Annotated in this window: 24 protein-coding genes; 13 read left to right on the top strand and 11 right to left on the bottom strand. The window is 60.4% G+C overall.

The genetic code is table 11. The features are described from left to right. Positions 1-5: 5 nt before the first annotated feature. Both ACFORG_RS15070 and ACFORG_RS15065 read right to left on the bottom strand, forming a co-directional pair. On the bottom strand, positions 6-1,163 hold the full coding sequence (locus ACFORG_RS15070) for an aromatic ring-hydroxylating oxygenase subunit alpha (RefSeq protein WP_386736357.1): 1,158 nt from the start codon (positions 1,161-1,163) through the stop codon (positions 6-8). Between the two features lie 99 nt (positions 1,164-1,262). Then, positions 1,263-2,021, bottom strand: a complete 759-nt coding sequence (locus ACFORG_RS15065) for a helix-turn-helix domain-containing protein (protein WP_386736356.1) — start codon at positions 2,019-2,021, stop codon at positions 1,263-1,265. Between the two features lie 284 nt (positions 2,022-2,305). Between ACFORG_RS15065 and ACFORG_RS15060 the strand changes: the two genes are divergently transcribed. Beyond that, positions 2,306-2,668 carry a hypothetical protein gene (locus ACFORG_RS15060; protein WP_386736355.1) on the top strand — a complete coding sequence of 121 codons (363 nt, stop codon included), beginning with the start codon at positions 2,306-2,308 and terminating at the stop codon, positions 2,666-2,668. A gap of 21 nt (positions 2,669-2,689) precedes the next feature. Here the strand turns inward: ACFORG_RS15060 and ilvN are convergent, their stop codons facing one another. The 5 genes from ilvN to ACFORG_RS15035 form a co-directional block, all read right to left on the bottom strand. Next, positions 2,690-3,250: an acetolactate synthase small subunit gene (gene ilvN / locus ACFORG_RS15055; protein ID WP_386736354.1), complete on the bottom strand. Its 561-nt coding sequence runs from the start codon at positions 3,248-3,250 to the stop codon at positions 2,690-2,692. A 67-nt stretch (positions 3,251-3,317) separates the two neighbouring features. Then, on the bottom strand, positions 3,318-5,069 hold the full coding sequence (locus tag ACFORG_RS15050; RefSeq protein ID WP_386736353.1) for an acetolactate synthase 3 large subunit: 1,752 nt from the start codon (positions 5,067-5,069) through the stop codon (positions 3,318-3,320). A gap of 327 nt (positions 5,070-5,396) precedes the next feature. Beyond that, on the bottom strand, positions 5,397-6,326 hold the full coding sequence (locus ACFORG_RS15045) for a calcium/sodium antiporter (RefSeq protein WP_386736352.1): 930 nt from the start codon (positions 6,324-6,326) through the stop codon (positions 5,397-5,399). Between the two features lie 72 nt (positions 6,327-6,398). After that, entirely contained in the window at positions 6,399-7,046 is a 648-nt protein-coding gene (locus tag ACFORG_RS15040) for a response regulator transcription factor (RefSeq protein ID WP_386736351.1), read from the bottom strand. Continuing rightward, the gene (locus ACFORG_RS15035) at positions 7,043-8,473 is read right to left on the bottom strand and encodes a cache domain-containing protein (protein WP_386736350.1); all 1,431 of its coding nucleotides are present in this window, start codon (positions 8,471-8,473) and stop codon (positions 7,043-7,045) included. Before ACFORG_RS15035 ends, ACFORG_RS15040 begins: the two co-directional genes overlap by 4 nt. A 289-nt stretch (positions 8,474-8,762) precedes the next feature. Here ACFORG_RS15035 and ACFORG_RS15030 point away from each other — a divergent pair, with 289 nt between their 5' ends. From ACFORG_RS15030 to ACFORG_RS15020, 3 genes are all read left to right on the top strand, one after another. Next, complete coding sequence (locus ACFORG_RS15030) at positions 8,763-9,845, top strand: TRAP transporter substrate-binding protein (protein ID WP_386736349.1); 1,083 nt, start codon at positions 8,763-8,765, stop codon at positions 9,843-9,845. A gap of 113 nt (positions 9,846-9,958) precedes the next feature. Further along, positions 9,959-10,885: a TRAP transporter small permease subunit gene (locus ACFORG_RS15025; RefSeq protein ID WP_386736348.1), complete on the top strand. Its 927-nt coding sequence runs from the start codon at positions 9,959-9,961 to the stop codon at positions 10,883-10,885. Between the two features lie 17 nt (positions 10,886-10,902). Continuing rightward, positions 10,903-13,257 carry a TRAP transporter large permease gene (locus ACFORG_RS15020; RefSeq protein WP_386736347.1) on the top strand — a complete coding sequence of 785 codons (2,355 nt, stop codon included), beginning with the start codon at positions 10,903-10,905 and terminating at the stop codon, positions 13,255-13,257. 91 nt (positions 13,258-13,348) lie between these two features. Here ACFORG_RS15020 and ACFORG_RS15015 read toward each other — a convergent pair whose 3' ends face one another. From ACFORG_RS15015 to ACFORG_RS15000, 4 genes are all read right to left on the bottom strand, one after another. Continuing rightward, complete coding sequence (locus tag ACFORG_RS15015) at positions 13,349-14,185, bottom strand: arginyltransferase (protein ID WP_386736620.1); 837 nt, start codon at positions 14,183-14,185, stop codon at positions 13,349-13,351. Between the two features lie 107 nt (positions 14,186-14,292). Next, the gene (locus tag ACFORG_RS15010) at positions 14,293-14,730 is read right to left on the bottom strand and encodes an RDD family protein (protein WP_386736619.1); all 438 of its coding nucleotides are present in this window, start codon (positions 14,728-14,730) and stop codon (positions 14,293-14,295) included. A gap of 58 nt (positions 14,731-14,788) precedes the next feature. Then, complete coding sequence (locus tag ACFORG_RS15005) at positions 14,789-15,208, bottom strand: DUF2852 domain-containing protein (protein WP_386736346.1); 420 nt, start codon at positions 15,206-15,208, stop codon at positions 14,789-14,791. Between the two features lie 373 nt (positions 15,209-15,581). Next, positions 15,582-16,061 carry a YbaK/EbsC family protein gene (locus ACFORG_RS15000; RefSeq protein ID WP_386736345.1) on the bottom strand — a complete coding sequence of 160 codons (480 nt, stop codon included), beginning with the start codon at positions 16,059-16,061 and terminating at the stop codon, positions 15,582-15,584. A gap of 109 nt (positions 16,062-16,170) precedes the next feature. Between ACFORG_RS15000 and ACFORG_RS14995 the strand changes: the two genes are divergently transcribed. The 9 genes from ACFORG_RS14995 to ACFORG_RS14955 all read left to right on the top strand — a co-directional run bounded on the left by ACFORG_RS14995 (position 16,171) and on the right by ACFORG_RS14955 (position 25,732). After that, positions 16,171-18,969: a [protein-PII] uridylyltransferase family protein gene (locus tag ACFORG_RS14995; RefSeq protein WP_386736344.1), complete on the top strand. Its 2,799-nt coding sequence runs from the start codon at positions 16,171-16,173 to the stop codon at positions 18,967-18,969. Next, complete coding sequence (locus ACFORG_RS14990) at positions 18,953-19,228, top strand: hypothetical protein (protein ID WP_386736343.1); 276 nt, start codon at positions 18,953-18,955, stop codon at positions 19,226-19,228. The genes ACFORG_RS14995 and ACFORG_RS14990 overlap by 17 nt, the downstream gene beginning before the upstream one ends. 138 nt (positions 19,229-19,366) lie before the next feature. Then, positions 19,367-20,143: a DUF6778 family protein gene (locus tag ACFORG_RS14985; RefSeq protein WP_386736342.1), complete on the top strand. Its 777-nt coding sequence runs from the start codon at positions 19,367-19,369 to the stop codon at positions 20,141-20,143. A 346-nt stretch (positions 20,144-20,489) separates the two neighbouring features. Further along, positions 20,490-21,221 carry an integrase arm-type DNA-binding domain-containing protein gene (locus tag ACFORG_RS14980; RefSeq protein ID WP_386736341.1) on the top strand — a complete coding sequence of 244 codons (732 nt, stop codon included), beginning with the start codon at positions 20,490-20,492 and terminating at the stop codon, positions 21,219-21,221. Between the two features lie 99 nt (positions 21,222-21,320). Next, complete coding sequence (locus ACFORG_RS14975; RefSeq protein ID WP_386736340.1) at positions 21,321-21,884, top strand: tyrosine-type recombinase/integrase; 564 nt, start codon at positions 21,321-21,323, stop codon at positions 21,882-21,884. After that, positions 21,881-22,309, top strand: a complete 429-nt coding sequence (locus ACFORG_RS14970) for a hypothetical protein (protein ID WP_386736339.1) — start codon at positions 21,881-21,883, stop codon at positions 22,307-22,309. Before ACFORG_RS14975 ends, ACFORG_RS14970 begins: the two co-directional genes overlap by 4 nt. Before the next feature lie 136 nt (positions 22,310-22,445). After that, positions 22,446-22,646 carry an excisionase family DNA-binding protein gene (locus tag ACFORG_RS14965; RefSeq protein ID WP_386736338.1) on the top strand — a complete coding sequence of 67 codons (201 nt, stop codon included), beginning with the start codon at positions 22,446-22,448 and terminating at the stop codon, positions 22,644-22,646. Then, the gene (locus tag ACFORG_RS14960) at positions 22,643-22,861 is read left to right on the top strand and encodes an excisionase family DNA-binding protein (protein WP_386736337.1); all 219 of its coding nucleotides are present in this window, start codon (positions 22,643-22,645) and stop codon (positions 22,859-22,861) included. The genes ACFORG_RS14965 and ACFORG_RS14960 overlap by 4 nt, the downstream gene beginning before the upstream one ends. A 165-nt stretch (positions 22,862-23,026) precedes the next feature. Beyond that, positions 23,027-25,732 carry a PriCT-2 domain-containing protein gene (locus ACFORG_RS14955; protein ID WP_386736336.1) on the top strand — a complete coding sequence of 902 codons (2,706 nt, stop codon included), beginning with the start codon at positions 23,027-23,029 and terminating at the stop codon, positions 25,730-25,732. Positions 25,733-25,808 lie beyond the last annotated feature (76 nt).

Here is a 25,808-nt window from a genome sequence, read left to right as displayed (position 1 = left end):
GCACGTCATTCAGCAGCCATTGCCGAACGATGGTCTGCGATCTTTCCGGCCACCCATGCGTGAAACAGGTGCGTTGGACCATCCATCGCGGGCGAGAACCGTCCGCCGTCGAAGCCCGGGGCCGCCCGTCCGCGCTGCATTCCTTCGACCACAAAGATATCTTCTTCGAAGACCTGTTTCCAAAGGCGCGCATTGTTCACGCGCAAGGCAGGGTCAGTGTCGGGTGCCGTATAAAACAGGTGTACATGCTCCTGTGTCCGGTTCTGCGCCACCGGCGTCAGGATGATGGCAAAGCTATGATCCCTGTGAACACCCAGTAGAACGTTCGGGAAGACCGAGATGTATTCCGCGGCCGTGTCCCATTTGTCGCTCAATCCCTGATAATCGGGAAATGCTTCACCCGCCTCACCCTTCAACTGTCGATAGACCAGCGTCCCTTGTCCCGAGAATCTCCCGGGCTCTTCGATGTGATAGTGATCCTCCAATCGGGAGTAGCTGTTGAGGCCGGGGTGCACCCAAGGCAGGTGATAGCTTTCGCAATAGTTCTCGACAGCCAGTTTCCAGTTGCAGTTGACGTCGAGAACGAACCGGCTCTCGGTGCCGCCGTGATACTGGGGTTGATCGAATTCGGACCAGCGTTCGATCAGTTCGGCGTGAACTTCGGCAAAGTCAGGCGCAGTTCCCGAAATGTTGATCCAGACCACGTCACGCCAGATATGGCTGCGGACCTCGATCAAGCCCAGTTCACTGCGTTTGATGCCTTGGTGGGTATTCTGCCCGGGTCCACCAACATGAGGTGTAGAGACCAGCTTGCCCTGCGTAGAGTAGCACCACGAGTGATAGGGGCAGCGGATGGCGCCTTCGATCTTGCGGGGCTCTTCCACAAGGATCATGCCCCGGTGACGGCAGATGTTCTGGAAAACGCGGACTTGTCCTTCACGGTCTCGGATCAGAAGAAGGGGAATGCCCAGGAACTCCATCGGCGCGGCATCGCCCGGTTCCGGAACGTCTGCCGTAACCGCCAGACCCGACCAGCTTTCCATGAGGAGAGCATGGCTTTCTTCGGCGTGCACTGCGGGGTCGATGTAATGCGCATTGGGAAGCCCATGCGCGTTTTCGATGGGCTGGCGGACATCCTGAAGCGACGTAATGCTTGCTGACATGGCTGAGTCTCCCGTTTGCAACAGCAAAGCATCTTGACGACATCACGTCCGAACTGACTGCGACGGCAGGCGTTCTTGCAGCGACATCGTGATTTGAACTCAGCGAAACGGTTCTTCCGGTTTCAACAGACGCCGGTGGAACGGTAGAAGGCCAGCCTCATCGCTGAAGCCGGTGGTGCGGGCCGCGTCGAGGATTCTTGCCATGTCGTTTCCGAGGAATTCGTAAACCATCCGGGTGGCGCGACCTCCCATGGCGTGCTCACGGGTTGTTCTCGACACGTAACCAACCCAGAAATTGTTGTCGAACGAAGTGACCCGAGAAAGATAGTTGAAGGAACAGGTCAGGCCGTTGCGCCGGGAAACGACAAAGGCAACACCGTCATCCTGCCGTGTCACAAAGCCACGAAACTCTCGTGTTTTTGCCGAGGTGGGCAAACCCTGTTGACGCATAGCGTCCTTGACTTCGAACCCCCTGATGAACGTGGCGCCATCTTTCCGAAACACGCGGACGATCCCGATCACGTACTGATCGGAACGCAGGAAGCTTTTCCTGCTGAAACGGAACAGTCCGCTGGGGAAAGTCTTTTCGTCCAACTCCCGAAGTGCGGGTCCAAAGAACTCCTGCAGGACCGGCCCGGTGAGAAGATCGTCGTCGTTGCCGATCTCGTCTACCGGATCGAGCAGAATGCGCGCATCGACATCGAAGAACCGACAGATCTTGTCCAAGACGTCCGGTCGGGGAAAGCTCTCTCCTGACAAGTAGCGATTGTACTGGGTTCGGTTCACACCAAGTTGCCGGGACAGTTCGGATATAGAGCGATAGCGCCTCGAGAGCCGTCTCAGGTTCTCTCCGAACATGCTACGTAGCTCTGCGGGTGTACGTGTTCTGTTCCGCTGGGACGTGGCCATGTTGTTCTGGAAGGTTCTTTCAGTCAGTAAAAGCAAAAAGGGAACCCATGCCGGCAACCCTGAGGTGTATCAAAAAACAAACACTTGCCACTGAAGCGCTTCGAAACCGTCTCGAAAGCGCGTCGAGAGGCTACCTTTTGGTTCACGGATTGCAATAGCGTAGCAGCCAAAAGGGCACGTTTTCGGGACTTGCAATGTTCCCGACACGGACGGAATAGAGGCTTGGGGCAGGAATGAACGGAATTGTCTTATGGTGCGGCACCGATAACCGACATGCCGTAATCTGGTGTGAAGATCACGGTGATTTGGCATATTTTCGCGGTGACTGTGCAACCGCAATGGAAAGCTTGGAAGCGGGCGATTGGGTTCGTTTCGATGTGACGGTCGCAGGGCAAATGCGAATTGCCACTGAAGTCGAGGTCATGGACCTGGCCAAGGTTTCTGGCTTGCCGGCAACGCTCAATGACGCCGCTGACATGGCAATGCCTTGTGCGCCTTGGCCGATCGATCCTACCGGGGCCGACATTGTCCCGTTCCGTACAACGAGACACTCACAGACCCCCGAGATTAAAGGCGATCAAGCCAATTCTGCCTGAGGATACGGCTCAGGCGCGATCTCAATCCCCGCGCAGGAGAGCGGCGACGCCCGTTCTTGCGATTTCGATCAGTCCTAGCGGGCGCATGAGATCAGCGAAGGCGTCGATCTTCTCGGGCGCGCCGGTGATCTCGAACACGAAAGAGTTCAGGGTGCTGTCGACGACGTTGGCGCGAAAGATATCGGCGAGGCGCAAAGCCTCGACGCGCTTGTCTCCTTCGCCCACCACCTTGAGCATGGCCAATTCGCGTTCGACCGATGGACCTTCGACCGTCAGGTCGTGAACCTCATGCACTGGAACAATCCGCCCCAGCTGCGCCTTGATCTGCTCGATCACCTGCGGCGTACCAGTCGTGACGATGGTGATGCGCGAGAGATGGCCGGTATGATCTACCTCGGCGACGGTCAGGCTTTCGATGTTATAGCCGCGACCCGAGAACAGGCCGATAACGCGTGCCAGCACGCCCGGTTCGTTCTCAACCAGCAGGGCGATCGTGTGACGCTCCTGCACATCGGAGAATGTGGGGCGTAGGTTATAGGCGGAGTGGCTCGAGGAGCCTTTCTTGATGTGTAGGGCAGACATGCGCGTCCCTCTCAGAATGGATGTCACGGGCCGCCGCGTCGAACGGCCACGATGTTACTGAATGGCGTCAGACCAGAACCGCACCGCCAGCCTGGATGACGCCTTGGGTTTCAGCTTCTCCCAGCAGCATCTCGTTGTGCGCCTTGCCCGATGGGATCATGGGGAAGCAGTTTTCGTGCTTTTCAACCAGACAGTCAAAGATGACCGGGCCGTCATATTCGATCATTTCCATGATCGCGTCGTCGAGATCCTTGGGGTCCTTGCAAATGATCCCCTTGGCTCCGAAAGCCTCGGCGAGCTTGACGAAATCGGGCAAAGCTTCGGACCAGCTATGGCTGTAACGCTCTCCATGAAGCAATTCCTGCCACTGACGAACCATGCCGAGGCGCTCATTGTTGAGGATGAACTGCTTGACCGGCAGGCGGTACTGCACCGCTGTCCCCATTTCCTGCATGTTCATGAGCCACGACGCTTCGCCAGCGACGTTTATCACCAGTGCGTCAGGATGTGCGATCTGAACGCCGATGGAAGCGGGGGTTCCGTAGCCCATCGTGCCGAGGCCGCCGCTCGTCATCCAGCGGTTGGGGTCTTCGAAGCCAAGGAACTGCGCGGCCCACATCTGGTGCTGACCCACTTCGGTCGTGACATAGCGATTGCGACCTTTGGTAAGCGCTTCGAGGCGCTCGAGGGCGTATTGCGGTTTGATAGCGGTCTCGCTGTTCGTGTAGGCAAGGCAGTTGACCTTGCGCCATTCACCAATCTGGTCTTGCCACTTCTTGACGCTGGCCGCGTCGGTTTTTCGCCCGCGCGATTTCCAGATCTTGAGGATATCCTCCAGCACGTGGGCGACATCGCCGACGATGGGAATATCCGCCTTGATAACCTTGTTGATCGAGGAGGGATCGATGTCGACATGGGCCTTGATCGAATCCGGGCTGAACGCGTCGATACGACCGGTGATGCGGTCATCGAACCGGGCGCCGATATTGATCATCAGGTCGCAGTCATGCATCGCCATGTTGGCCTCGTAGAGACCATGCATGCCGAGCATACCAAGCCAGTTCTTGCCGCTTGCCGGATAGGCACCGAGTCCCATCAAGGTCGAGGTTATCGGGAAGCCGGTGGCATCCACCAGTTCGCGCAAAAGCTGGCTTGCCGCGGGTCCCGAGTTGATGACGCCGCCACCGGTATAGAAGATCGGCCTTTTGGCTGTCTCCATCGCGGCGACCAACTCAGTGATCTCTTCAAGATCCCCTTTGAGCCGCGGCTGGTAGTGCGACGCCGACGGTTTGGGGCCTTGATACTCACCGGTTGCAAACTGCACATCCTTGGGGATGTCGATCAGCACCGGGCCAGGGCGGCCGGAGGTTGCGACGTGGAACGCTTCATGAATCGTCGACGCCAGCTTGTCGGTTTCCTTGACCAGCCAGTTGTGCTTGGTGCAGGGGCGGGTGATGCCGACAGTGTCGGCTTCCTGAAAGGCGTCGGAACCGATCATGAAAGTTGGGACCTGCCCGGTCAGAACGATGATCGGTATCGAGTCCATCAACGCGTCTGTCAGACCTGTCACCGCGTTGGTCGCGCCGGGCCCGGAAGTCACGAGCGCGACACCAGGCTTGCCCGTCGAGCGTGCGTACCCCTCGGCGGCATGCACTGCGCCCTGTTCGTGCCGCACAAGGATGTGGCGGATGTCGTTTTGCAGAAACACCTCGTCATAGATCGGTAGAACGGCGCCGCCAGGATACCCGAATACCGTGTCCACGCCCTGATCCTTGAGGGCTTGGACAACCATCTTTGCGCCGGTCATTTCACGTGTCATCTGTCTTGCTCCATCCAGGACATCGTCTCTTCGCTTGCATCGCACGTTTGACATAAAAAAGCCCCCGGTGAGACGGGGGCGCATGGGTAGGGGTATGGTTTACCGTCACCGGCCCATGCGCATGTATCCTACAAGTACGATTAGAGTGGTCATAGGTCTTGGCCCTTCATGTCTGAAGCGGACATTATGAGTGGTGCGAGGGGGCGTCAACAGCGAAAGGTACGAGGTTTTGTGAAAATCTGTCCCTCAGGCCGTCCGTTGCGACATTTTGTTGCGCAAATGCTCCGAACTTCGCCGGTCTAGCTTGCGTAGAGCCGAGCGCGGCGTCTACGCACTCGTTCCCAGAATTACGATGTAAGCCGAGTAGGTCACGAGCGCACCGGCCCCAATAAGCCGTCCTATCGCGCCGCTTCGCCACAAGACGAACGCCAACGCGACTGCTGCCGCAAGCGCAACGGGGACGTCCGTTGCGGCGAACCGGGGGGCCGCGGGAATCGGGGCAATCAACGCGGTGATCCCAAGGATGCCGAGAATGTTGAACAGGTTCGATCCGACGACGTTGCCAAGCGCGATATCCGCGTTCCGACGCCACGCGGCAACGATCGAAGTCGCCAGTTCCGGCAAAGAGGTGCCGACGGCCACCACTGTGAGGCCGATCACCGCCTCGGACAGGCCAGCGGCCCGGGCCAGTTCCGAGGCGCCCTGAACCAGCCATTGCGCCCCGAGCGCAAGCGCGACAAGACCTGTGCCGACCATCAAGATCGCCTTCCAGGCGGATTGCGCCGGTTCCGGTTCCAGTATGGGTGCAGAAGGGGCAGGGGCCTGTCGGCTAAGGCCGTTCCAGAGGAAGCCGGCAAGAGCGGCCAGCAGGATCGCCGCATCGATGCGCGATACAGCGCCGTCCAGAAGGATCAGCCACAATCCCAGTGTTGCCAATAGTACGAGTACGAGATCAAGCCGCAGCAGTTCGAATCGCGTCCGAAGCGGTGAGATTACAGCCGCCGCGCCAAGGATGAGCAGGATGTTCGCAATGTTTGACCCTACGACGTTGCCGATCGCGATGCCGGGCGCCCCATCAAGAGCGGCCCGAAGCGAAACCAGCAATTCGGGCAGGGATGTTCCGAACCCCACGATGGTCATGCCGATCACCAGAGGGGACAATCCCGCCCGGCGGGCGAGTGCGACGGCACCACGCACAAGCAGTTCGCCCCCGAGGACGAGACCGGCAAGGCCGGCGAGGATCAGGATGTAGGGCATGGCGATTCCGCAAAGGTCAGAAACGGTAAATCGTGTCTGCCGCGTCCTATTCAAGGGGGGATGACGACGGGATCAGAACCCCACACCGGTTCCCTGCAACACCCCGTGTTCCAGCGCATAGCGGGTAAGCCCGGCGGTCGAGGAAATCCCAAGTTTTCGCTTTATGTTCTTGCGATGCGTCTCGACCGTACGCACCGATATGTCGAGCGCGATTGCGACTTCCTTGTTCGATTTACCCTGCGCGAGTTGCAGCAGGATCGTCTGCTCGCGCCCGGTCAGCGCCTCACGCGCGTTTTCGCCTTTCGGCGCCAGCGAGCCGCGCGCACCGGTACAAAGATACCTCTCGCCGGCCATAACCGAGTCAATTGCCTGCTTGATTTCGTCGGTGGGCACATCCTTGAGGACATATCCACTGGCTCCATGACTGAGGGCGGTCGAGATGTATTCCGGGCTGTCGTGCATAGTCAGGATCAGGATACGTGTCTGCGGGCGGCGCTCCAGGATCATCTCGGTCGCCGAGAGGCCGCCAAGGCCGGGCATGTTCAGGTCCATCAGGATCACGTCCGGGGCGAGCCCGTCCACCTGTTCCACGGCTTCCCGGCCAGTCCCGAGCGTACCGACAACTTCCACATCGTCATAGCTTTCCATGATCGACTGGATTCCCTCGGCCACCATGGGATGATCGTCTACGATGAGAACGCGGGTCGGTGCGGGGTTCATTGCGCGGCCTTTCGTTTCGGTGTGGCGTCTTCCTCCGGCGGAAGAAGATGGCTGAGCGGCAAGGAAACCTCGATCACCGTGCCGCTTTGCGCGCCGCGTGATGACAGGATGCGCAAGGTGCCGTCAAGCTGTTCGATGCGTTCCTGCATGTTGCGCAGGCCAAGTCCCGCTCCTGATTGTTCATTGCGTGAGGGAAGGCCGCGACCATTGTCGGCTATACGCATGGTGGCACCCTTCGTATGGCCGCGAAGGTCGATACTGACGTTGGTGGCGAACGAATGCCGCTCGATATTTGTCAAGGCCTCCTGCGCTATTCGGTAGAGCGCGATCTTGGAGTCGTGGTCGAGCCGGTTGCGGAAGGGCACGGTCGCGAACTCGGTCGCGATGCCGGTGCGCTCGCTGAAATCGTCGGTCAGTGCCTTGAGCGCGGGTCCGAGGCCAAGATCATCAAGGACACCGGGGCGCAAGTCGCGACTGATACGGCGGACTTCGGTGATCGCCGTGCCGAGATGCTCGATCCCTTTGTCTAGCGGGGCCTGCGCTGCCGCGTGATCGCCCCGGGCCAGCCTTCGACGCGCATTGTCCAGCGCATATCGGACGCCGACGAGCATCTGGCTGATCCCGTCATGCAATTCGCGCGCCACCCTGCCGCGTTCTTCTTCCTGCGCATCGAAAACCCGCTGCGTCAGATCCTTCAACTTGGCATCGGCAAGGCGGCGTTCGCGAATGTTCAAGAGCATGCCTGAAACGAAGACGATGAACAAAGCCGCCATGACGATGACGCCAATGTAAAGGAAGGTGCGCTGGACACGGCCCTCGACCTCGGCCCGCGCATTGGCAACGGTCGCAAGGATGTCATCGATAAAGACGCCGGTGCCGACGGCCCACTGCCAGTCCTGCAGGCCGACGACATAGGCTATCATCATCGCCTCTTCGCCGGTCGAGGGTTTTTGCCACATGAAACTGTGCCATCCGCCGCCACGGCGGGCGAGACGGATGAACTCGTCGACCACGGGTGTTCCGCTGCTGTCGGTCAAACCTTCCCAGTTTCGATTGATGAACTCGGTCTGCCTGGGGCTGACGAGGTTTGTGCCGTCATAGTCATAGACGAAAAAGAACCCGTCCTTGCCGTAGATCATCGCCGCAAGAATCTGCGCGACCTGCGCTTTGGCGACGTCGTCGTCATGTGGCGCGCGACCGTAGATATGCGCAAAGCCATTGCGCGCTTGGGTCACGTAGTTGCGCAGTTCCGCGCGCTTGGCCTCGATCAGGCGCGCTTCGAGCGCCGCAATCTCGCGTTCAGCCGTGGCGCGTGCCTCGTAAGTCACGAAGACAGCGATTGCCGCCACGGCAACAACCAGTGGGATGGCCGCAATCAGCGACAGCTTCTGGGCATAGCTCAGGCGTAAAGAGCGGGCGATAGGCATGATGCGAATCGTTACGCAATACGCGGCCGAAAGCAAAGAGCAGCGCGTGATTCGCTCCCGAGTGTCCTTTTGGCGGGGTCGTGCCGACCAGACCTTTCGCGCATCGAGTGGAACGAAACGCTGTAACTGCCTCGAAGATCGGCCTTCGTTCAGGGGCAAAGTCAGATTTTTGGGCATTCTACGTAGTTGTCGGTATTCACAGCCAAGTGCGGATCGTTAGTGTGTGCCCACTCGAAACGATCCGCCCGTGGCGAGAGCGCGGGCATGACCAATATGGGGAGGACCATTTATGGATCGTCGTTCTTTTCTGAAAACCTCGGCACTGGGCGGTTCGGCCGCGGCAGCCACTGCGCTTGCGGCACCGGCTTACGCGCAGGGCAACCGCACGCTGACCATGGTGACCACGTGGGGGCGTGGCCTCGCGGGCGTGCATGATTCGGCACAGCGTGTCGCCGACAACATCACCGCCATGACCGATGGCGCGCTGACCGTTGATCTGAAGGCCGCCGGTGAGCTCGTTGGCGCGTTCGAAGTTTTCGACGCCGTGACCTCGGGTCAGGCCGACATGTATCACGGTGCAGACTACTACTTCGTCGGTCAGCACCCGGCTTATGCATTTTTCACCGCCGTGCCCTTTGGCATGACGGCGCAGGAACTGACCAACTGGTACTACCACGATGGCGGTCAGGAGCTGCATGATGAACTGGGCCAGATCTTTGGCCTGAAGTCGTTCCTGGGCGGTAACACCGGTGCGCAGGCAGGCGGCTGGTTCTCGAAAGAGATCAACAGCCCTGACGATTTCAACGGCCTGAAGTTCCGTATGCCCGGCCTTGGCGGCAAGGCACTCGGCAAGCTTGGCGCATCTGTTCAGAATATCCCCGGTTCCGAAGTTTACCAGGCCCTGTCCTCGGGCGCGATCGACGGGACAGAGTGGATCGGTCCCTGGGCTGACGAAAAGGCGGGCTTCCAGGAAATCACCAAGACCTACTACACCGCAGGCTTCCACGAGCCGGGAGCAGGTCTGTCCGTGGCTACCAACCGGGAAGTGTTCGAGAGCCTGTCACCCGCGCACCAGAAGGTCATCGAGATCGCTGCAGCCGAGTGCCACCAGTGGAACCTCGCACAATTCCTCACCAACAACGGTGCCGCACTCCAGCGCCTGCAGTCCGGCGGCGTGAAGATCATGGAATTCCCCGACTCTGTCTGGGATGCGTTCGGCAAGGCCAGCCAGGAAGTGCATGAAGAGAACCTGGGCGACGACCTCTACAAGAAGGTCTACGACAGCGCGATGGCGTCGATGAAGGCGTCTTCGGCGTGGCTCGCCACCTCGTCCGGCACCTATGTCGCACAGCGCGACCGCGTTCTGGGCTAAGACCCGCAGGGTATCGACCGGATCTCCCGCTTTCGGGCGGGGGATTCTTTCCGTTTCGGGACTCGCGACCTGACAGGACCGACGACCCGTGACATGCTGCAAGTGGGGGACCCATGCAGGAAGAGAGCAGCGTCTCTGTCCTCGGAGCTTTGTGGAATGGACTGATCTGGGTCCTGTCGAACATCGCCGAGGCGTTCTATAATTTCGGCTATGCCGTCACAAATCCATCGCTCTGGCTCGACTGGTCGGACAAGGAAGCGGTCATGCGCTTCGTCTACTACGGCGGATCGGTGGAGTTCTTCTTCGTCGTGTTCACGGCGTTTCTCGTGCTGACGGCCGTCGGGCTCTGGTCGCATCGTTTCATGTGGGGTGTGGTGCGCGGTCTCGAAGGTTTCGCCAATACAACCGGTCGGTTCTTTGCCTGGGCGGGCCTTCTGATGGTGATCCAGCAGATCGTCATCGTGTTCATGCAACGTGTCTTTGCCCGGCCCGACATGTCTTTCGGCCTCGGTATCCCGTTCCAGATGGATATCAGCTGGTTCGCCGAAGAACTGAAGCTTTACAATGCCATGGTCGTTTGCCTCTGCTGTACATACACGTTCGTGCAGGGCGGGCATGTCCGGGTCGATCTGGTCTATTCCGGTATTTCACACCGTGCCAAGCGCGTGATCGACATGCTCGGGTCTCTTCTGTTCATGATGCCCGCTGCCGTCATTACCTGGATGTATGGCTGGTATTTCATGTGGCGTCACCTGATCGTACCAAAGCCTTCGGCCAGCGACACGCTTGACAGGCTGGTGATGAAATCGCGCGCGATGCGTTGGAACGTGGAAACCATCGGGTTCAGCCCGAATGGGTTCAATGCCTACTTCCTGTTCAAGATTCTGCTGGTGATCTTTGCTGGAATGGTCTTCGTCCATGCGATCGCCTTTTTCTACCGCTCCTACCTGGAATTCGTCGAGGGCGAGGGGAGCGCGGGCAAGTATCTGGACCGCGACAGCCTCGGCGAGGGTGAAGAAGCCTATGAAGGCGCACATTAAGTTTAGGGACTACGACTATGCTCTTCGGTCTTGATGGCGTCGAAATCGGCCTCATTATCGTGTTCATCTGCCTTTTCGGAGGCATTCTTTCCGGCTTTCCGGTGGCCTTCGCCATCGGCGGCGCCGGTGTCATTTCATTCGGGATCATCGCCGCACTCGACAGCGCGGGACTGCTGATTCATCAGGCGATCGACAGTTCCTCGGCCATGTATCGCGACCTCGTCAATTCGGGCGTTCGGCCGGACTCGATCTCGATATTCCGATACCCGGAACTTCCGCGCATCGGCGAGCCTGTCTTCCCGCAAGGGTGGGAGACAGCGTTGGATCGGAACATTTCGTTCATCGTTAACCGCATGAACGAGCGCGTGCTGGCGGGCCAGTCCATCGAGACGCTGCTGGCGGTCCTGATGTTCGTTCTCATGGGCATTACGCTCGAGCGCTCAAAGATCGCGAACGATCTGCTGACCACGATGGCGCGCGTATTCGGGCCGCTTCCAGGCGGTCTGGCCGTGTCCATCGTCGTCGTGGGCGCCTTCCTCGCCGCCTCGACCGGGATCGTCGGCGCGACCGTTGTGACCATGGGCTTGCTGGCTCTGCCAACGATGCTTCGCAACAACTACTCGCCGGAACTCGCTACGGGGGTCATCGCGGCCTCGGGTACACTTGGACAGATTATCCCTCCTTCGATCGTGATTGTTCTTCTGGGTACCTTGGCAGGCGATCTCTATTCGACCGCTCAGGAAACTCGTGCGGTAGAAGCGGGGTGCTCAGACGCGCTTACCTACCTTGGGGAACCGGCGGTTGTGTCCGTCGGAACGCTGTTCCAGGCTGCACTGCTGCCGGGGATCATGCTGGCTCTTCTCTACGCGCTCTACGCATTCGGTTTCGCACTGTTGAATCCCAGCAAGGCCCCCGCGGTCGAGCTTGATGGTGGATCGGGCGAGCCTGTCACACGGGGCGAAGGCCTCACATGGTTCCTGTTCGCGCCGGTCGGCCTGATCGTGGGTGCCGTTCTACTTGGACAAGTCGGGATCATCGGAAGCCAGAACATCACGGTGTCGGGCTTCTCCGAGGCAACCGAAGCCGCGAGCCTGCGCACCAATGTATCCGACGAGTGTCGGGCGTCGATGATTGAACTTCACGGGCAGGAAGCCTGGGATCGTGCCGTTGCAGAACAACAGGAGATCGACGAGGCCGGAGGTGTCGCAACCGCCGAGCGCCTGAACGAAGAAGAGATCGCCGCGGCGCAGGCGGCAAAGATCTCCAACGCGGCGCCGATCGGAACGGGCGTTACGGTTATCGTTGTTCTGCTGGGTCTGACGCTGATCCTCGGGCGGGGCATCGCACCTTCGGCGGACTCCCGTCCGCTTATCATAGGTGCGCTTGGCCTCGTGTTGGTGTTGCTTCTGGACATCCTTGCGATCGGGCCAACGACGTCGTCTGGCGCAACCTGGCTGATCCTCGCGATCCCGATCCTGATCGCTTTGTGGGGATGTAAGACGGCGGCAGCACGCTGCGCTCAGAACGACCTGATCCGCGTGGTATTCCCACCATTGGTTCTGATCATCGCTGTTCTGGGGTCGATCCTTGGTGGAATCACCAACCCGACACCGGCTGCGGCGCTCGGGGCGGGTGGGGCCATCATGCTTGCAGCCTATCGCAAGCTGCAGGAGCAGGACCGTTCCAGCCAGATCATCCTCTGGGCCACGTTCGCAATCATCATCTGCCTGCTGATCGGGGTCAACTTCGACCTGCGAGTGAATCAGGGCGACGTGTCTGTGGAAACCTGGATTGCCTTCATCGCAGCTTACGGCACCTACCTGTTTGCTTTGTTCGGACTTCTGTTTGCGTGCTGGGTTCTGTTCTCTGCGGGCGTTTTGACGCCGGTAGTTCGCGAGACGGCAAAGGTGACCTCGATGGTCTTCACCATCCTGATTGGCTCGCAGCTTCTGAACCTCGTGGTGATCTCTTTCGGGGGAGAGCACTACATCCAGCAGTTCCTGAAAAGCTTTGACAACGAGTTCACGGTTTTTCTGATCGTGATGCTGGTGTTGTTCATCCTCGGCTTCGTGCTCGATTTCCTCGAGATCATCTACATCGTGATCCCGATCGTCGGTCCGGTGATCTACGGCGGATCCTTCGACCCGAAATGGGTAACGATCATGGTTGCAGTGAACCTGCAGACCTCGTTCCTGACGCCACCTTTCGGCTTTGCGCTGTTTTACCTTCGGGGAGTCGCTCCGCCGGAAATCACAACTGCGCATATCTACCGCGGTGTCTTGCCCTTCGTGATCATCCAGGTTGTCGGCCTTGCGATCCTGTGGTTCTTCCCGGCGATCGTGACTATCGTGCCGGCACTTATCCCGAATTGACCTCAAATCAGGATACGGAACCGAAAAGGGGGCCTTGCGGCCCCCTTTGCATTATCCGCCATGTCCGCGACACCGTCGCGATCATGGTCCGTCAAACTCCACTCTGACCGCGTGTCGGTCTACGGTCGGGCAGGCTGATATTTGCGACTTGCTCGGCGATCGGATCTGTCGAGAGCGGGTGGCGGGCAACGTCGGTATAGGCCTCCGGGTTGTGCACGGACCGCCACGCGCCCTTGTAGTAGATCTCAAGACCCGAGAACCGTGCCTTGTACCCCATCTTGGAACTGCCGGGGACCCAGTAGCCCAGGTAAACGTAGGGGAGGCCGGCCTCGCGGGCGATCTCGACATGATCAAGGATCATGTATGTTCCCAGTGAATCCTGCTGCCTGTCAGGCGAGTAGAAAGAGTACACCATGCTCAGACCGTCTTCGAGGACGTCGGTGAGGCTGACCGCGGTCAACGCGCCGCTGTTGCCGTCGATGTATTCGATGACACGACTGCGGATCGGGGTCTCTTCAATCATGGCGGCGAATTCGAAAACGTCCATGTCCGCCATGCCACCATCCGCGTGGCGTTCATCGAGGTAGCGGCGGAACAGCTCATACTGCTCGTCCGTAGCCCATGGAGAGGTTGCCCGACGTTCCAAACCGGAGTTGCGGCGCAAGGTCTTGCGTTGGCTCTTGTTGGGGCGAAAGGAAGAGACGTTTACGCGGGCTGAAAGGCAAGCAGCGCAATCTGCGCAGGACGGGCGGTACAGTACGTTCTGCGACCGGCGAAAGCCCTGCCGCGACAGCGCGTCGTTCAGGCGGTCCGCCCCTTCACCTTGAAGCGCGGTGAACAGCTTTCGCTCCATCCGGTCTTCGAGGTAGGGGCAGGGTTGGGGGGCCGTCACGTAGAATTGCGGCGCTATTGGCAGCGTGTGGCGCATTGGGGGTCCCGTCATTGATCTCCGTCGAGGATAACAACGCGTCGGGGACCCGCCAAGGGGCCAAGCGGCCCGAAGTGACGCGGCGTTATTCGCCGCTGTCTTTGGTGTCAGCGACCGGCGCGACGGTTAAGGGCCACGGTTCCCAGCACGGCATCGGTCAAACCTTGGGCGCGGGATGAGGTCAGCATCATGATGACCGAGATCACCTGCAGGACGGGAATCGCCATACTGATCGTGTAACCGGCAGTGTGTGCGATGGCTTGGCCAGCATCCATCCGCTGGCCCCAGGCATTTCGCAGTTCCAGCCCGACGAAACGCATTCCCCATGTGGCCGATCCATTCGCGATGGTTGCGGTCCTGTAGATGAAGCCGACCACGAGATAGAGAACGGGCCACACGAATGCGCCAACAAATGCGGTCAGAACGACGGCAATCAGGCTGAGCAACAGGATGACCACCGTGTCGAATATCCACGCAAAGAATCGTTTGGTTGGAACCGTCGCATAGAATTCGGGCTGGTGGGCAGGGTCCGGCAGGTGTGCCATCGCGTCGCCTCCGGCGGGGTAGGGTGCGGCCCCCGCATAGGGGGACCGCTGGGAAAGGTCAGGCTGCATTGTCATCGCCGTCTCGGTCGGTCTTGGTGCGTTCGTCCATGAACTGGTCGAACTCGGCCTTGTCCTTGGCGTCGCGCAGGCGCTTCAGGAATTCCTCGAACTCGATCTGTTCGCGCTCAAGGCGAGCAAGCGTGTCGGCCTTGTAGGCGTCGAAGGCGCTGTTGCCGGTGGTGCGCATCGCGCTCATTCCGGTCCGGTTCCAGGTTTTACGGCTTTTGCAGGACGAAAACATGCGTTTGCTCCAGATCATGTAGGCGAGAAATGCCAGCCCGACGGGCCAGAAGAAGACGAAGCCGAGGACCATTGCTGCAATCCAGGCGCCCTTGCCCTTGTCATCCAGCCAGCTTTCGGCGCGGTGCAGCCAGCCCGGGTTGGAGGGGGTGGCAACGGTATGCGTCACTGTCGTCATTTGAGTCTCTCCGGTTCAGGGATGTAAATCGCTTTCACATTATGTCAAATGGGGTGGTCGGTTCGGTGCTGCAAGGGGGATGTGAAAAAGATTTACATCTTGGCGGAATCAATGAATGAGAGAAAATTCGCTCACAAAACACCTTAAGGTTGTTTCGTGTGTGATTCAGTCCTAGTTAAAGCTTATGACCCATTCTGATGAACAATTTCCCTTGAACCGGGTTATCATGCATACGGGCGCGAATAATCGCATGTGGCCTGGTGCGAGTAGGAGGATGCGCAAGGTGCGAATGACGTCAGGATGGTGGTTACTGCCAAGCGTGCTGATCGGCGCACTATTATGGTGGCAGATCATCGCCGCGCTGCTGCGCCTGTTATTCTGATGGATCGCCAGTAAACGGTGCAACGCGAGCTCCGGCCAACTCAACCAGTGACTTGGGAGAAATCGCGAAAACGTGCTGCGGTGTTCCCGCGGCGGCCCATACCTCTTCGAACTCAAGCAATTTCGGGTCGAAAAACGCGCGTATTGGCGTCAGATGTCCAATCGGCGCCACGCCGCCAATCGCAAAGCCGGTCGTCGTACGCACCCGATCCGCCTTGGCGCGGCTCAATTTCTCGTCTGCGATTTCGGCAGCACGACCAGTGTCTACCTGGTTGCCGCCTGCGGTCAGAAACAGAACCGGCGCATCACTGCGCTCACCCCAGAAGATGATCGATTTAGCAATCTGGTTCACATCGCACCCGACAGCACGGGCTGCGTCTTCGGCCGTGCGGGCATTGTCCGTCTGACGAACCTCGATGGAAAGACCGGCGTCTTCCAATGCAGCGCGTACGCGTTTCAGGCTCTTGCTCATCTCTCCCTCCTGATTTGTACCGGAACCTAGGTCGCGCGACGGAAAAGAGCAACGCGACGAGCGCTTTGTTGTATTGACCTTGGGAAGCGGGGAGGGGCACCTATTGTCCATGTCGAAGCGTCTAGAAATCCGCCGCACTCCACGCCCCTTCGATCCTGCCTTGGGAAAGGAAGCCATCGCGGCGGTCCCGGACCTCAAGCCGGACCAAGCTGACTTGATCGAAGGAGCGGCGGGGTCGAGTCCTTACCTGAAAAGCCTTGTGGACCGCGAAGCCGGCTGGCTTGCCGCCGCTCTCGATGATCCCGACGCGGCCGTTGCCGGGATCTGGAGCGAATTGCGCGCAACGTCTCCTGACCAGCTGAAATCCGCCTTGCGTGAGGCAAAGCGACGTCTTGCGCTTTTGACCGCTCTTGCCGATTTGTCCGGCGCGTGGCCGTTGGAACGGGTCACGGGGCTCTTGACGGATTTTGCAGGGCTGGCCGTAGACATGGCCGCCAAGGCAGAGATTGCCTTACTGATCCGGCGCGGCAAGCTTCCAGGCATGACCGAGGAAGACGTCGAGACCGCAGCAGGCCTGTTCGTCTTGGCAATGGGCAAGATGGGCGCGCATGAGCTAAACTACAGCTCGGACATCGACCTCATCGTACTTTTCGACGAAAGCCGTTACGACCCCGACGATTTTCATGACGCGCGGCAAGCGATGGTGCGCGCCACGCGGAACTTCTGTACGACACTGAGTGACAAGACCGGTGACGGCTACGTCTTTCGCACCGATATGCGCTTGCGTCCCGATCCTGCGGTTACGCCGGTCTGCATGTCGATGGCTGCGGCCGAAACCTATTACGAAAGCCTCGGCCGCACGTGGGAGCGCGCAGCCTATATCAAGGCGCGGCCCTGCGCCGGCGATATCGCAGCGGGTCAACGCTTTCTCGATGCGCTTCGACCGTTCGTCTGGCGGCGGCACCTGGACTTTGCAGCCATTCAGGACGCCCACGACATGCGGTTGCGCATCAGAGAGAGCAAGGGAACCGGCGGCGCGCTGAAGATCCCCGGCCACGACATGAAGCTTGGCCGCGGCGGTATCCGCGAAATCGAGTTCTTTACCCAGACACGGCAACTGATCGCGGGCGGTCGTGATCGTGATCTAAGGCTGCGCGGTACCGTCGAGGGTTTGGTTGCGCTGGCCGAGAAGGATTGGGTGCCGCGGGACGTGGCCGAAAAGCTGACAGATCACTACCGCGCGCATCGAGAGGTCGAACACAGGATCCAGATGGTCCATGACGCGCAGACACATCGTGTCCCGCAGACGCCCGATGGCATCGAGCGCGTCGCCTGCCTTATGGGGGTCGATCGCGAGACCTTGGAGAAAGACCTTGCACGGCGTCTGACCGAAGTGCACGAGCTGACCGAAGGTTTCTTTGCGCCCGATGCAGGCGCCGTGCCTAAACCTGAACAGGTCGAAGTGGAATTCGACGCCTCGATCCTTGCACGTTGGCCTACCTATCCGGCGCTGCGCTCGGTGCGCGGTGCGGGCATTTTCGAACGGCTCCGACCCGAGTTGTTGTCCCGCCTTGCGCGTACCGCCAAACCCGAAGAGGCATTGCTGGCGCTCGACGGGTTCTTGCGCGGTCTGCCCGCCGGTGTGCAGTTGTTTTCGCTTTTCGAGGCGAATCCTCAGCTCATCGACTTGCTTATCGACATCGTCGGAACCAGCCACGCGCTTGCCAGTCATCTCAGCCGGAACTCGGCCGTATTCGACGCGGTGATCGGCGGGTCGTTCTTTGCAGAATGGCCCGGTGGTGAGGCTCTCAGAACCGAACTGGACGCGTTGCTGAACGCCGAGCGGGATTACGAAAACCAGCTGGACGCCGCGCGGCGCTGGACAAAGGAATGGCATTTTCGCGTGGGCGTACACCATCTGCGCGGCCTGATAGACGGGGCGACAGCAGGAAAGCAGTATGCCGATCTGGCCGGCGCGGTCATCGCCGCTGTCTTGCCCAAGGTCGAAGCGCAATTTGCACTAAAGCACGGGGCGCCGCCGGGCAGGGGCGCGGCTGTCCTGGGTATGGGATCTCTTGGCGCGGCGCGCATCAATGCGCAGTCCGATCTCGACCTGATCGTCATCTACGATCCGGGCGACGCAGATATGTCCGACGGACCAAGGCCTTTGGCCCCGAGAACCTATTATGCAAGGTTCACCCAGGCCTTGATTACCGCGCTCACCGCGCCGATGGCCGAGGGAAGGCTTTATGAAGTGGACATGCGTCTGCGTCCCTCGGGAAACCAGGGACCGGTTGCAACAAGCTGGGCGAGCTTCACCAATTATCAGGTGAACGAGGCGTGGACGTGGGAGCATCTTGCCCTGACGCGCGCTCGTGTCGTCGCGGGGGAGCCTTCGCTGGCCCATGATATCGAGACCTTCCGCGCCGACCTGATTGCCAAGACCGCGGACCGCCAGCGGGTGTTGCACGAGGTTGCCGAAATGCGGGCGCGCATTGCGGCGGCCAAGACGCCGGCAGGTGTGTGGGACGCAAAGACCGGGCCGGGGCGCATGCTCGACATCGAACTCGTGGCCCAAGCTGGCGCACTGCTTTCGGGCCAAGCGGAGCGCGACGTCGCCTCCGGGCTCGAGGGGGCGGTCGCTGCGGGCTGGCTTGATGACGCAGACAGGACGGTCCTCGATGAAGCCTACACGCTATTTTGGGATGTACAGACGGCGGCACGGTTGCTGTCGGGCAAGGTGATCGAAGCGGACAAGATCGGCGAGGGCGGGGCGAACTTCCTGTGCCGTACGACCGGTTTCGCAGAGGTTCAGGCGCTCGAGGCCGCGCTGGAGGAACACTACGCACGTGCGGCGGCCGTAATCGCGGCGGCGTTGGCAGAGGCAGAAAATGGCCAGATCGAATGATCCGCTCGACCCGAAAGGTCTGATTCAGGAAGCCTACAAGATCGAAGGCATCACCGACGGCGAGTGCCGTTCTATTTTCCTTGACTGGGCCTTGAGCCTGCCGGTCTCGCAGGATCAGCCGCGCGCACTGGCGCAGTTGCACGAGCGTTACCGCATTGACTGTCCAGATCACCCGATGACCGAGGTTTTGCGTCAGGGGCTGGTCAGTGCCGGAACGCCGCGGCGTCGGGGGGGCTGGCGTTCGCGGACCCGCAACTGAGCCTCTTTGTCGTTTCCAAACCCGAAACGATCCTGAAAAGGCACCTAATTTGTCCAAAAGTTGCCTCATTTGGGGGACAAAACTCATCCTCAAGAAGAGAAATTCGGGTGGTTTCAACCCAGTTCGAGGAGAGAAACGATGAAAATGGTGCGAATCGTCATGGCGATGGGGCTCGCCGCTACCGTTTCGGCATGTTCTTCGGTCGATGTGCCGACACGTAACATGCCCTATGAAGCGCTGCCAGACGGTGCCGTGTCCGCACCGGCAGGCTACGCGCTGCTCGACCAGCCGCGCGGAACCTATCAAGAGGCTGCGGTGGGGCAAGTGGCTATCCCCGGCCCGTCTGTCAGCCGGCTCGAGTCCGAGACGACGTCTTCGGTATCTCTCCCGACAGCCGTAACGGCACCTGTCAGCATCAATTCCGTCACAGTCAGTGTTCCGCGTTCGCTGAAAGTGTCCGAGGCGAATTCTTACATCCCGCGCGGCGATATCGTCTGGCGTGAGGATCCGATCGGCGATCGCCACGCGCAGGTGCAAAAGATCGTTCAGGATGCAATGGCGCGCGGGGTTACTCCGCTCAACGGTCCGATCAAGGCCGATCTGCATATTCAGGTCGAGAAATTCCACGCACTGACGGAGAAGGCCCGTTACACGACCGGCGGCGTGCACGCGATCACCTTCCAGATGGCGCTCAAGGATGCTGCCACGGGCGAGTTGCTGATGCCCGCCAAGACGGTCAAGGCCGACCTCGATGCCTTTGGCGGCAAGCAGGCGCTGCAGGCCGAGGCTCGCGGGCTGACACAGAAGGTGCGAATCACCAACCACTTGGCCGAGGTCATCCGGCAGGAACTCTCCAGCCCGGACGGCTACCGGAACGCCAGCCTCGGTGTGATCCAGTTGATGAACCGGATGTAGGTCTTTCCCAGACAATCCGATCTTTGTAAGAGGGCGCCATGACAGCGCCCTCTTTCGTTGTTCATTTTGCCCTGCTTGACAGCCTGAGGAAGGGCTGAACCACCAGTAAAACAAGGCCAACAAACACTATTTCGTTGGGGATACGCCACCCACACACGCTGTGTGGTGGGTTGCTTTCTCTTCGCCGCTTTTCGTGCCTTTTTTGTGAGTTTCACTAGACAATCGTGATGCAATCGTGATGAAATCGGATTGCGGCCTACCAGCTCGGGGCACGAAAAGACCCCCGGCACGACCAAGCACCGGGGGCTGTCATCACTCCAGACGCCCGAAAGGGGGCAACTGTTTTATGGACAATCTACCACCTCGTGAGCAGGCGAGACAACTCTTGGAAACTGCTGCAGCATTGCCGGTTCGCGGCGAACTCCGGTCCGCCATCCAAAACGCTCTCGAGATAGCCAGCCGCAGCCGCAGGGGCGGGCTGACCGACCTCAACTACCGCAACGCCAAGCCCGGCGACCGCATCCTGGACCCTGACCGCCCGGGGCTGCTGATGCGCGCAACCAAGACCCGCCGGATGTGGTTCTACAGGTTCACGCCGCCCGGTTCCACGAAACAGACCGAGCACCACCTGGGGGACTACCCCGAAATGTCGGTTGAAGAAGCCCGGCTGGCATGGGCTCCGCTGCGGGCAGCCCGGCTCAAGGGCGAGGTGCCTGGCAACTCACCCGACCAGCTGACGGTCAGGGAGCTGTGCGAGCGGTTCATCCACTATTACGCGGCCCGCAAGAAATCGTCGGCACGCAAGGACCAGCTCCTGCTGGAGCGGGCTGTGGTGTCGGCCCTGGGCGACAAGGCCGTTGTCGATGTGAGCGTGGAGGATGTGCAGGCGCTGGTGAGTGCGCAGGTTGCAGCCGGGAACGCGCGGCAGGCCGAGATTCTGCGCAGCACTGTGCGCACCATGTTCCGGGTTGCGCTCGGTCAGACTCCGCTGCCTGCGGCCAGGACGGCTGCACACCGGGCTGATAAGGCACCGGACACGCCCTGGATACCTCGGGACACGCCAAACCCAGCAGTCTAGGTCGTTGTTCCGAAGTCGCGCCCGAAGAAATACCACCCCGGGCTGTCTGACCTGCGAGCCTACGCTCGTGCCTTGCCGCACATCAAGCATGGCGACGCGATGCAGCTCCAGCTGCTGACCTGCGCGCGAATTGGCGAGGTCATGGGGGCAGAGTGGTCCGAGATTGACCTGGATGCGCAAACCTGGCTCCAGCCCGCTGCCAAGACCAAGAACGGCGACGCGCACTTGGTGATGCTGCCAACGCAGGCCGTGGCACTGCTGCGGGCTGCCGAAGAGGCGCAGAAGGACAACCCCAGCCCGCTCGTTTTCCCCCAACTGCGCGACCGCAAAAAGCCTGTTTCCACGGCCCGTGTGCAGGAGGCGCTTATCAACGCCCGCGAGGAGCACGGGATCAACCCCGAGTTCACGACGCATATCATCCGCAAGGCGTGCCTGACCTGGCTTGCCGAGCAGGGGTGTAACGAGGACCTGCGCAACCGGGTGAGCAACCATCGCCCGAGCAACCCGATTGACGCGATTTACACGGCTGCCTCGCTCAACGGCCCGGCGCGCGAGTGGATTCAGAAATGGGCCGACCACCTGGACGGGCTGGCTGGTGGCAATGTTGTCGAGCTGAGCGAACGAAAGGCGGGTGAGCGAAAGGCGGGCGAGGTGGTGGGATGAACGGCTTCGAGACACCTCTGTCCCACAAGGCGCGTATGGACCACCTTCGCTGGCAGGCCGTTTTTCGAGTTGCCGAGTTGCTGCGCCAGGGCGTTGTCGGGTCCAGGCGAGAGGCTTTCGAGGTGGTCAACGAGGAGTTTGCCGAGATGGTCACGGCAAACCCGGGAGCGTTCACCGACAACCGTGGCAGGGGCAAGCTCGTGGACAAGGCCCTCACTGGTAGCCTGTGGGGAAACAAGCACCTCGAACGGGGGTGTATTGAGTTTGACCGCCGCAGGGCATTCTCTGTGGAGCTGTTCGGGCTGGACCGCAACAACGACCTGGGGGCCGGTCTCGACGACGCACGCGAGGGCGGAAACAGGAGTTCCGTTTTGGTTGCTGAATGGTCGAAACGGAGGTGCAAAAACCCGAAACGGAACCCATAGCACCCACACGCGCTGTGTGTAAAAAAGAATTTATTCAAATCAGTAACTTAGCCCTGCTGCCAAATAAGTCCCCTATGCATCCCCCTCGGCGTTGCTCGAGAATCGTCTCCATACCAAATCCCAAATGGCGGCGAAGATGAACAGGACCCCGTTCCCGACCCGCCGCGCTGATCTGAGCGTGGCAGAGGCTGCCGAGCAGCTCAATTGCGACACCCGTCGCGTCTACCAGCTTATCGGGCAGGGACACCTGCAATCCTACCGCCTGGCACCACGCATCACCCGGGTTCGCTGGGAAAGCGTCGAGGCGCTGCGCGCTGGCGAGAGGAGTGTTGCATGATGGCTTTCCAAGGCGACTACACCCCCAAGCAGGCAGCCGAGCAGCTGAATGTGGGGCTGACAACCATTTACGCACTGCTCAATTCGGGTGAGCTGACCAGCTACAAGGTCGGCACCCGCCGCCGTATCCGCTGGGAAAGCGTCGAGGCGATGCGCAAGGGTGAGCCCTGGGAGCCTGGCAGCTGCAACGCTCACAAGGGCGGGGAGGCCGCCTGACAGTCATTCGGTGTAACCCGATACGGAAAACGGGGACCGCAATGCGACCCCCGTCCCGTGTCCGGGATATCACCCCCGGTCTTAAGTGCCGCCCCACGAAAAGCAAACGCTCGACGAATACTGCGTCGGGCTTCGAGGGGCAAGAACCTAGAGGAAATACGACGCATGAATGCGCAGAACCCCAAGACTAAAACCTTCCGCTTCCTGTGGGACGCTGGATACACCAACCTCATCCCCGTGTCGCCGCCGGACGGGAAAATCCACCCCAAGAGCGCGCTGGACCCCAAGAGCATGGGCAAGTCGCCCGCACAGCTTACCAGACAGAACGCATGGGTTGGTATGGGCAACTGGCAGAAGCACGAGGCAACCGAGCAGGACATTGCCGCCTGGGACACTTGGGGAGCGAACATCGGAATGCAGATGGGCTGCACAGTGGTCGCGCTGGATGTAGACATTACCGGCAACGACCTGGCGGCTGCGGCCCTGCAAATCGTAACCGAAAAATACCCAACTGCACCGCTGCGCTACGGACGCGAGCCCAAGTTCCTTGCGCTTTTCAAGGTGGTCGGCGCGCCAATCCCATCCAGCCGGGTCGGTATCTACAACGGCGAGGATGCTCACCTTGTCGAGGTCCTGGGCACCGGGAAACAGGCTGTTGTCTGGGGTGTCCAACCGCAGACCCGCAAGCCGTATCGCTGGCCCTCCGACCTGCCTTCGCTGGATGCGCTGCCTGTTGCAACGCTGGAGGACCTGGGTACGCTGCGCGAAGCAATTCTCAAGGCCGCAGCGAAGATGGGCTACAAGCGGGGTGCACTGGATTTGGACGGTGTCGGGAACGGTGAGACAAGCAAGCTGGGGGCGAAGTCGTCAGACCCGGAGCTGACTGCCGAACTGCTGAGGGGGCTCAAGAACGACTACAGCTGGGACGGCTGGTTTCTCATGGGCCTCGCCGCTGCCGGTGCAGAGCTCGGTCCCTGGGGTGAGAGCGCGTTTGACACCTTCTCCAAGGGCAGCTCGAAATACGATGAAGCCACAACGCGCGATGTGTGGTACGTGTGCTGCAAGACTGCGCGCGGGACCCGAGGCGCTGGCACCATCCACAGCAAGGCCAAGGAGGAGGGTTTGCTTACCGGCAAACTCAGGCGCCGTCATGCCCGGTCGGTAAGCGAACGCGCTGCGGAGGTGGAGGCACAGCGCCATGCTGAGGAGATTGCCGAGATTGCCGGGCAGCTGACGGGAGACCAGCGACGGGTACTGGCCCTGTTCGACCTCAACGACGACCTGTCGGCTGGTGTGGCGGGGCGCGAGGCCGCGCGTCTGGAGGCCAATTCAAGCGCCCCTGAGTCGCAGGAGTCTCTAGAGCCACCCAAGGCACCAGAACCCCCTCAGATGCCCTCCACGGGCGGCTCTGCGCCTGTTAGCGGCTGCCCGAAGCAGACCCACCTGAAACAGCTGCCGCCGGGGCTGGTCGGGATGCTCATCCGGCAGGCTGCAATGAAGGCGTGGACCAAGACCGACACGGTGTTCCTGCCTGCGGCGTTGTCCTGCGTGGCTGCGTGCTCCGCCCACCGGTTCGTTGTCAAAACGCGTGCGCCTACTGCGCTGAACCTCCAGTCCATCCTCGTTGCTGGCACGACTGTCGGGAAGAACGATGCGATTGGGTTGGCTGTGCGTGGGGTCGGAGGGAATCCCAGGATGGGGCGTGTCGGCAATGTCGGCTCGAACCTCGGATTGCTGCGACCGCTGTTCGAGAACATCGGCGGTGGTGTGTTGTGGACCAAGGATGAAATCGGGATCGTTCTGCAGTATATCCGCGCCAGCGACAGCAACCCGCAGCGTGCTGCGTTCACCTTGTTGATGGAGTTGTATGGGCTGGCGTTCGGTTCCACCGAGCCGCACACCGTCAAGAGTGCCAAGGATAGCATCCCGTCGGTGTCGTTCCCGTTCCTGGTGTTTTTCGGTGCGACAACGCCGAGCACATTACACAAGGCCATCGAGCCTGGTGATGTTACCTCCGGGCAGCTGAGCCGGTGGGCGCTGTTTCGTGGGCCTAACATGGCCGAGTCCATCCCGCTTACCGAGGAAGCACAGAGCGACGCCCAGTTGAGCCATGCCATCAAGGCCGGGCTGGAGCGCATCCGACAGCACGCGACCTGTATTGCCAGCGGCCCTGCAACGCCTCTGCCGCCGGGGATGGTGCGCCCCAAGACAATGCTCACTGGCGACCACGGCAAGCACAGCGTGATGCTAATCACCCCGACGGGTGAGGCGATACGCGAGCTGGATGAGTTCCGGCAGCATGTTGAACGCATGAAACAGGACAGCCTGTCCGGTAAGCGCGACAATGTGGAGGGGGCCGACGGTATCTGGGGGCGGGCGCTCGAGAACGCGTTGAAGATTGCCGGGATAATCGCTTTGGGCGACTGGGCCGTTGCTCGTGAAGTTGCAGAGAGTGTGTCGCTCACGCTGGATCACGCGCGCTGGGGCATTGCCCTTGCGACGGAGAGCGTGGAGCTGTGGGAGAATGTTGTTGCCACCGAGCTTGCCGGGTCGCAGGACGCCGAGGACGAAAAATATATCCTGGGCCTTATTGAGAAGCAGGCGCCAAAGCACCGGGGATGGGCGTCGCTCACGCACATCAACCGCGCCGACCACCGCAAAATTGGCGGCGACCGGCGGACCCGTGCGATCCAGTCGCTCCTTGGTATCAACGCGATTGAGGAGAAGGTCATTCCGGCGAAAGGTGAAGGGAAGAAGGCGGGGCGATCGTATCGGCCAAGTGTTGACGACGACGAGGTGTCGATGGGTGTGGCGCTCCCCTCGGCGCAGCACTCCGACGGTGAGGAATTTGTCGGGATGGCCCCGCTATGAAGTGCGAGGTGCAAAAAGGCTCAACTAGACAAATGCAGGGGTGCATTTCGTGCTGCGCGGTGCGCGCTCCAACTTT

Source organism: Lutimaribacter marinistellae (genome assembly GCF_042648365.1).
In the GTDB taxonomy this organism is placed as follows: Bacteria; Pseudomonadota; Alphaproteobacteria; order Rhodobacterales; family Rhodobacteraceae; genus Lutimaribacter_A; species Lutimaribacter_A marinistellae.
Note: the sequence above shows the minus strand (reverse complement) of the source record. Positions and strands in the feature narration are given on the sequence as shown.

What these genes read in the sequence shown, in the direction of transcription:
- ACFORG_RS15070 (WP_386736357.1), bottom strand. Translation starts at nt 1,163, where the DNA reads ATGTCAGCAAGCATTACGTCGCTTCAGGATGTCCGCCAGCCCATCGAA.
- ACFORG_RS15065 (WP_386736356.1), bottom strand. Translation starts at nt 2,021, where the DNA reads ATGTTCGGAGAGAACCTGAGACGGCTCTCGAGGCGCTATCGCTCTATA.
- ACFORG_RS15060 (WP_386736355.1), top strand. Translation starts at nt 2,306, where the DNA reads ATGAACGGAATTGTCTTATGGTGCGGCACCGATAACCGACATGCCGTA.
- ilvN (WP_386736354.1), bottom strand. Translation starts at nt 3,250, where the DNA reads ATGTCTGCCCTACACATCAAGAAAGGCTCCTCGAGCCACTCCGCCTAT.
- ACFORG_RS15050 (WP_386736353.1), bottom strand. Translation starts at nt 5,069, where the DNA reads ATGACACGTGAAATGACCGGCGCAAAGATGGTTGTCCAAGCCCTCAAG.
- ACFORG_RS15045 (WP_386736352.1), bottom strand. Translation starts at nt 6,326, where the DNA reads ATGCCCTACATCCTGATCCTCGCCGGCCTTGCCGGTCTCGTCCTCGGG.
- ACFORG_RS15040 (WP_386736351.1), bottom strand. Translation starts at nt 7,046, where the DNA reads ATGAACCCCGCACCGACCCGCGTTCTCATCGTAGACGATCATCCCATG.
- ACFORG_RS15035 (WP_386736350.1), bottom strand. Translation starts at nt 8,473, where the DNA reads ATGCCTATCGCCCGCTCTTTACGCCTGAGCTATGCCCAGAAGCTGTCG.
- ACFORG_RS15030 (WP_386736349.1), top strand. Translation starts at nt 8,763, where the DNA reads ATGGATCGTCGTTCTTTTCTGAAAACCTCGGCACTGGGCGGTTCGGCC.
- ACFORG_RS15025 (WP_386736348.1), top strand. Translation starts at nt 9,959, where the DNA reads ATGCAGGAAGAGAGCAGCGTCTCTGTCCTCGGAGCTTTGTGGAATGGA.
- ACFORG_RS15020 (WP_386736347.1), top strand. Translation starts at nt 10,903, where the DNA reads ATGCTCTTCGGTCTTGATGGCGTCGAAATCGGCCTCATTATCGTGTTC.
- ACFORG_RS15015 (WP_386736620.1), bottom strand. Translation starts at nt 14,185, where the DNA reads ATGCGCCACACGCTGCCAATAGCGCCGCAATTCTACGTGACGGCCCCC.
- ACFORG_RS15010 (WP_386736619.1), bottom strand. Translation starts at nt 14,730, where the DNA reads ATGGCACACCTGCCGGACCCTGCCCACCAGCCCGAATTCTATGCGACG.
- ACFORG_RS15005 (WP_386736346.1), bottom strand. Translation starts at nt 15,208, where the DNA reads ATGACGACAGTGACGCATACCGTTGCCACCCCCTCCAACCCGGGCTGG.
- ACFORG_RS15000 (WP_386736345.1), bottom strand. Translation starts at nt 16,061, where the DNA reads ATGAGCAAGAGCCTGAAACGCGTACGCGCTGCATTGGAAGACGCCGGT.
- ACFORG_RS14995 (WP_386736344.1), top strand. Translation starts at nt 16,171, where the DNA reads ATGTCGAAGCGTCTAGAAATCCGCCGCACTCCACGCCCCTTCGATCCT.
- ACFORG_RS14990 (WP_386736343.1), top strand. Translation starts at nt 18,953, where the DNA reads ATGGCCAGATCGAATGATCCGCTCGACCCGAAAGGTCTGATTCAGGAA.
- ACFORG_RS14985 (WP_386736342.1), top strand. Translation starts at nt 19,367, where the DNA reads ATGAAAATGGTGCGAATCGTCATGGCGATGGGGCTCGCCGCTACCGTT.
- ACFORG_RS14980 (WP_386736341.1), top strand. Translation starts at nt 20,490, where the DNA reads ATGGACAATCTACCACCTCGTGAGCAGGCGAGACAACTCTTGGAAACT.
- ACFORG_RS14975 (WP_386736340.1), top strand. Translation starts at nt 21,321, where the DNA reads ATGCAGCTCCAGCTGCTGACCTGCGCGCGAATTGGCGAGGTCATGGGG.
- ACFORG_RS14970 (WP_386736339.1), top strand. Translation starts at nt 21,881, where the DNA reads ATGAACGGCTTCGAGACACCTCTGTCCCACAAGGCGCGTATGGACCAC.
- ACFORG_RS14965 (WP_386736338.1), top strand. Translation starts at nt 22,446, where the DNA reads ATGAACAGGACCCCGTTCCCGACCCGCCGCGCTGATCTGAGCGTGGCA.
- ACFORG_RS14960 (WP_386736337.1), top strand. Translation starts at nt 22,643, where the DNA reads ATGATGGCTTTCCAAGGCGACTACACCCCCAAGCAGGCAGCCGAGCAG.
- ACFORG_RS14955 (WP_386736336.1), top strand. Translation starts at nt 23,027, where the DNA reads ATGAATGCGCAGAACCCCAAGACTAAAACCTTCCGCTTCCTGTGGGAC.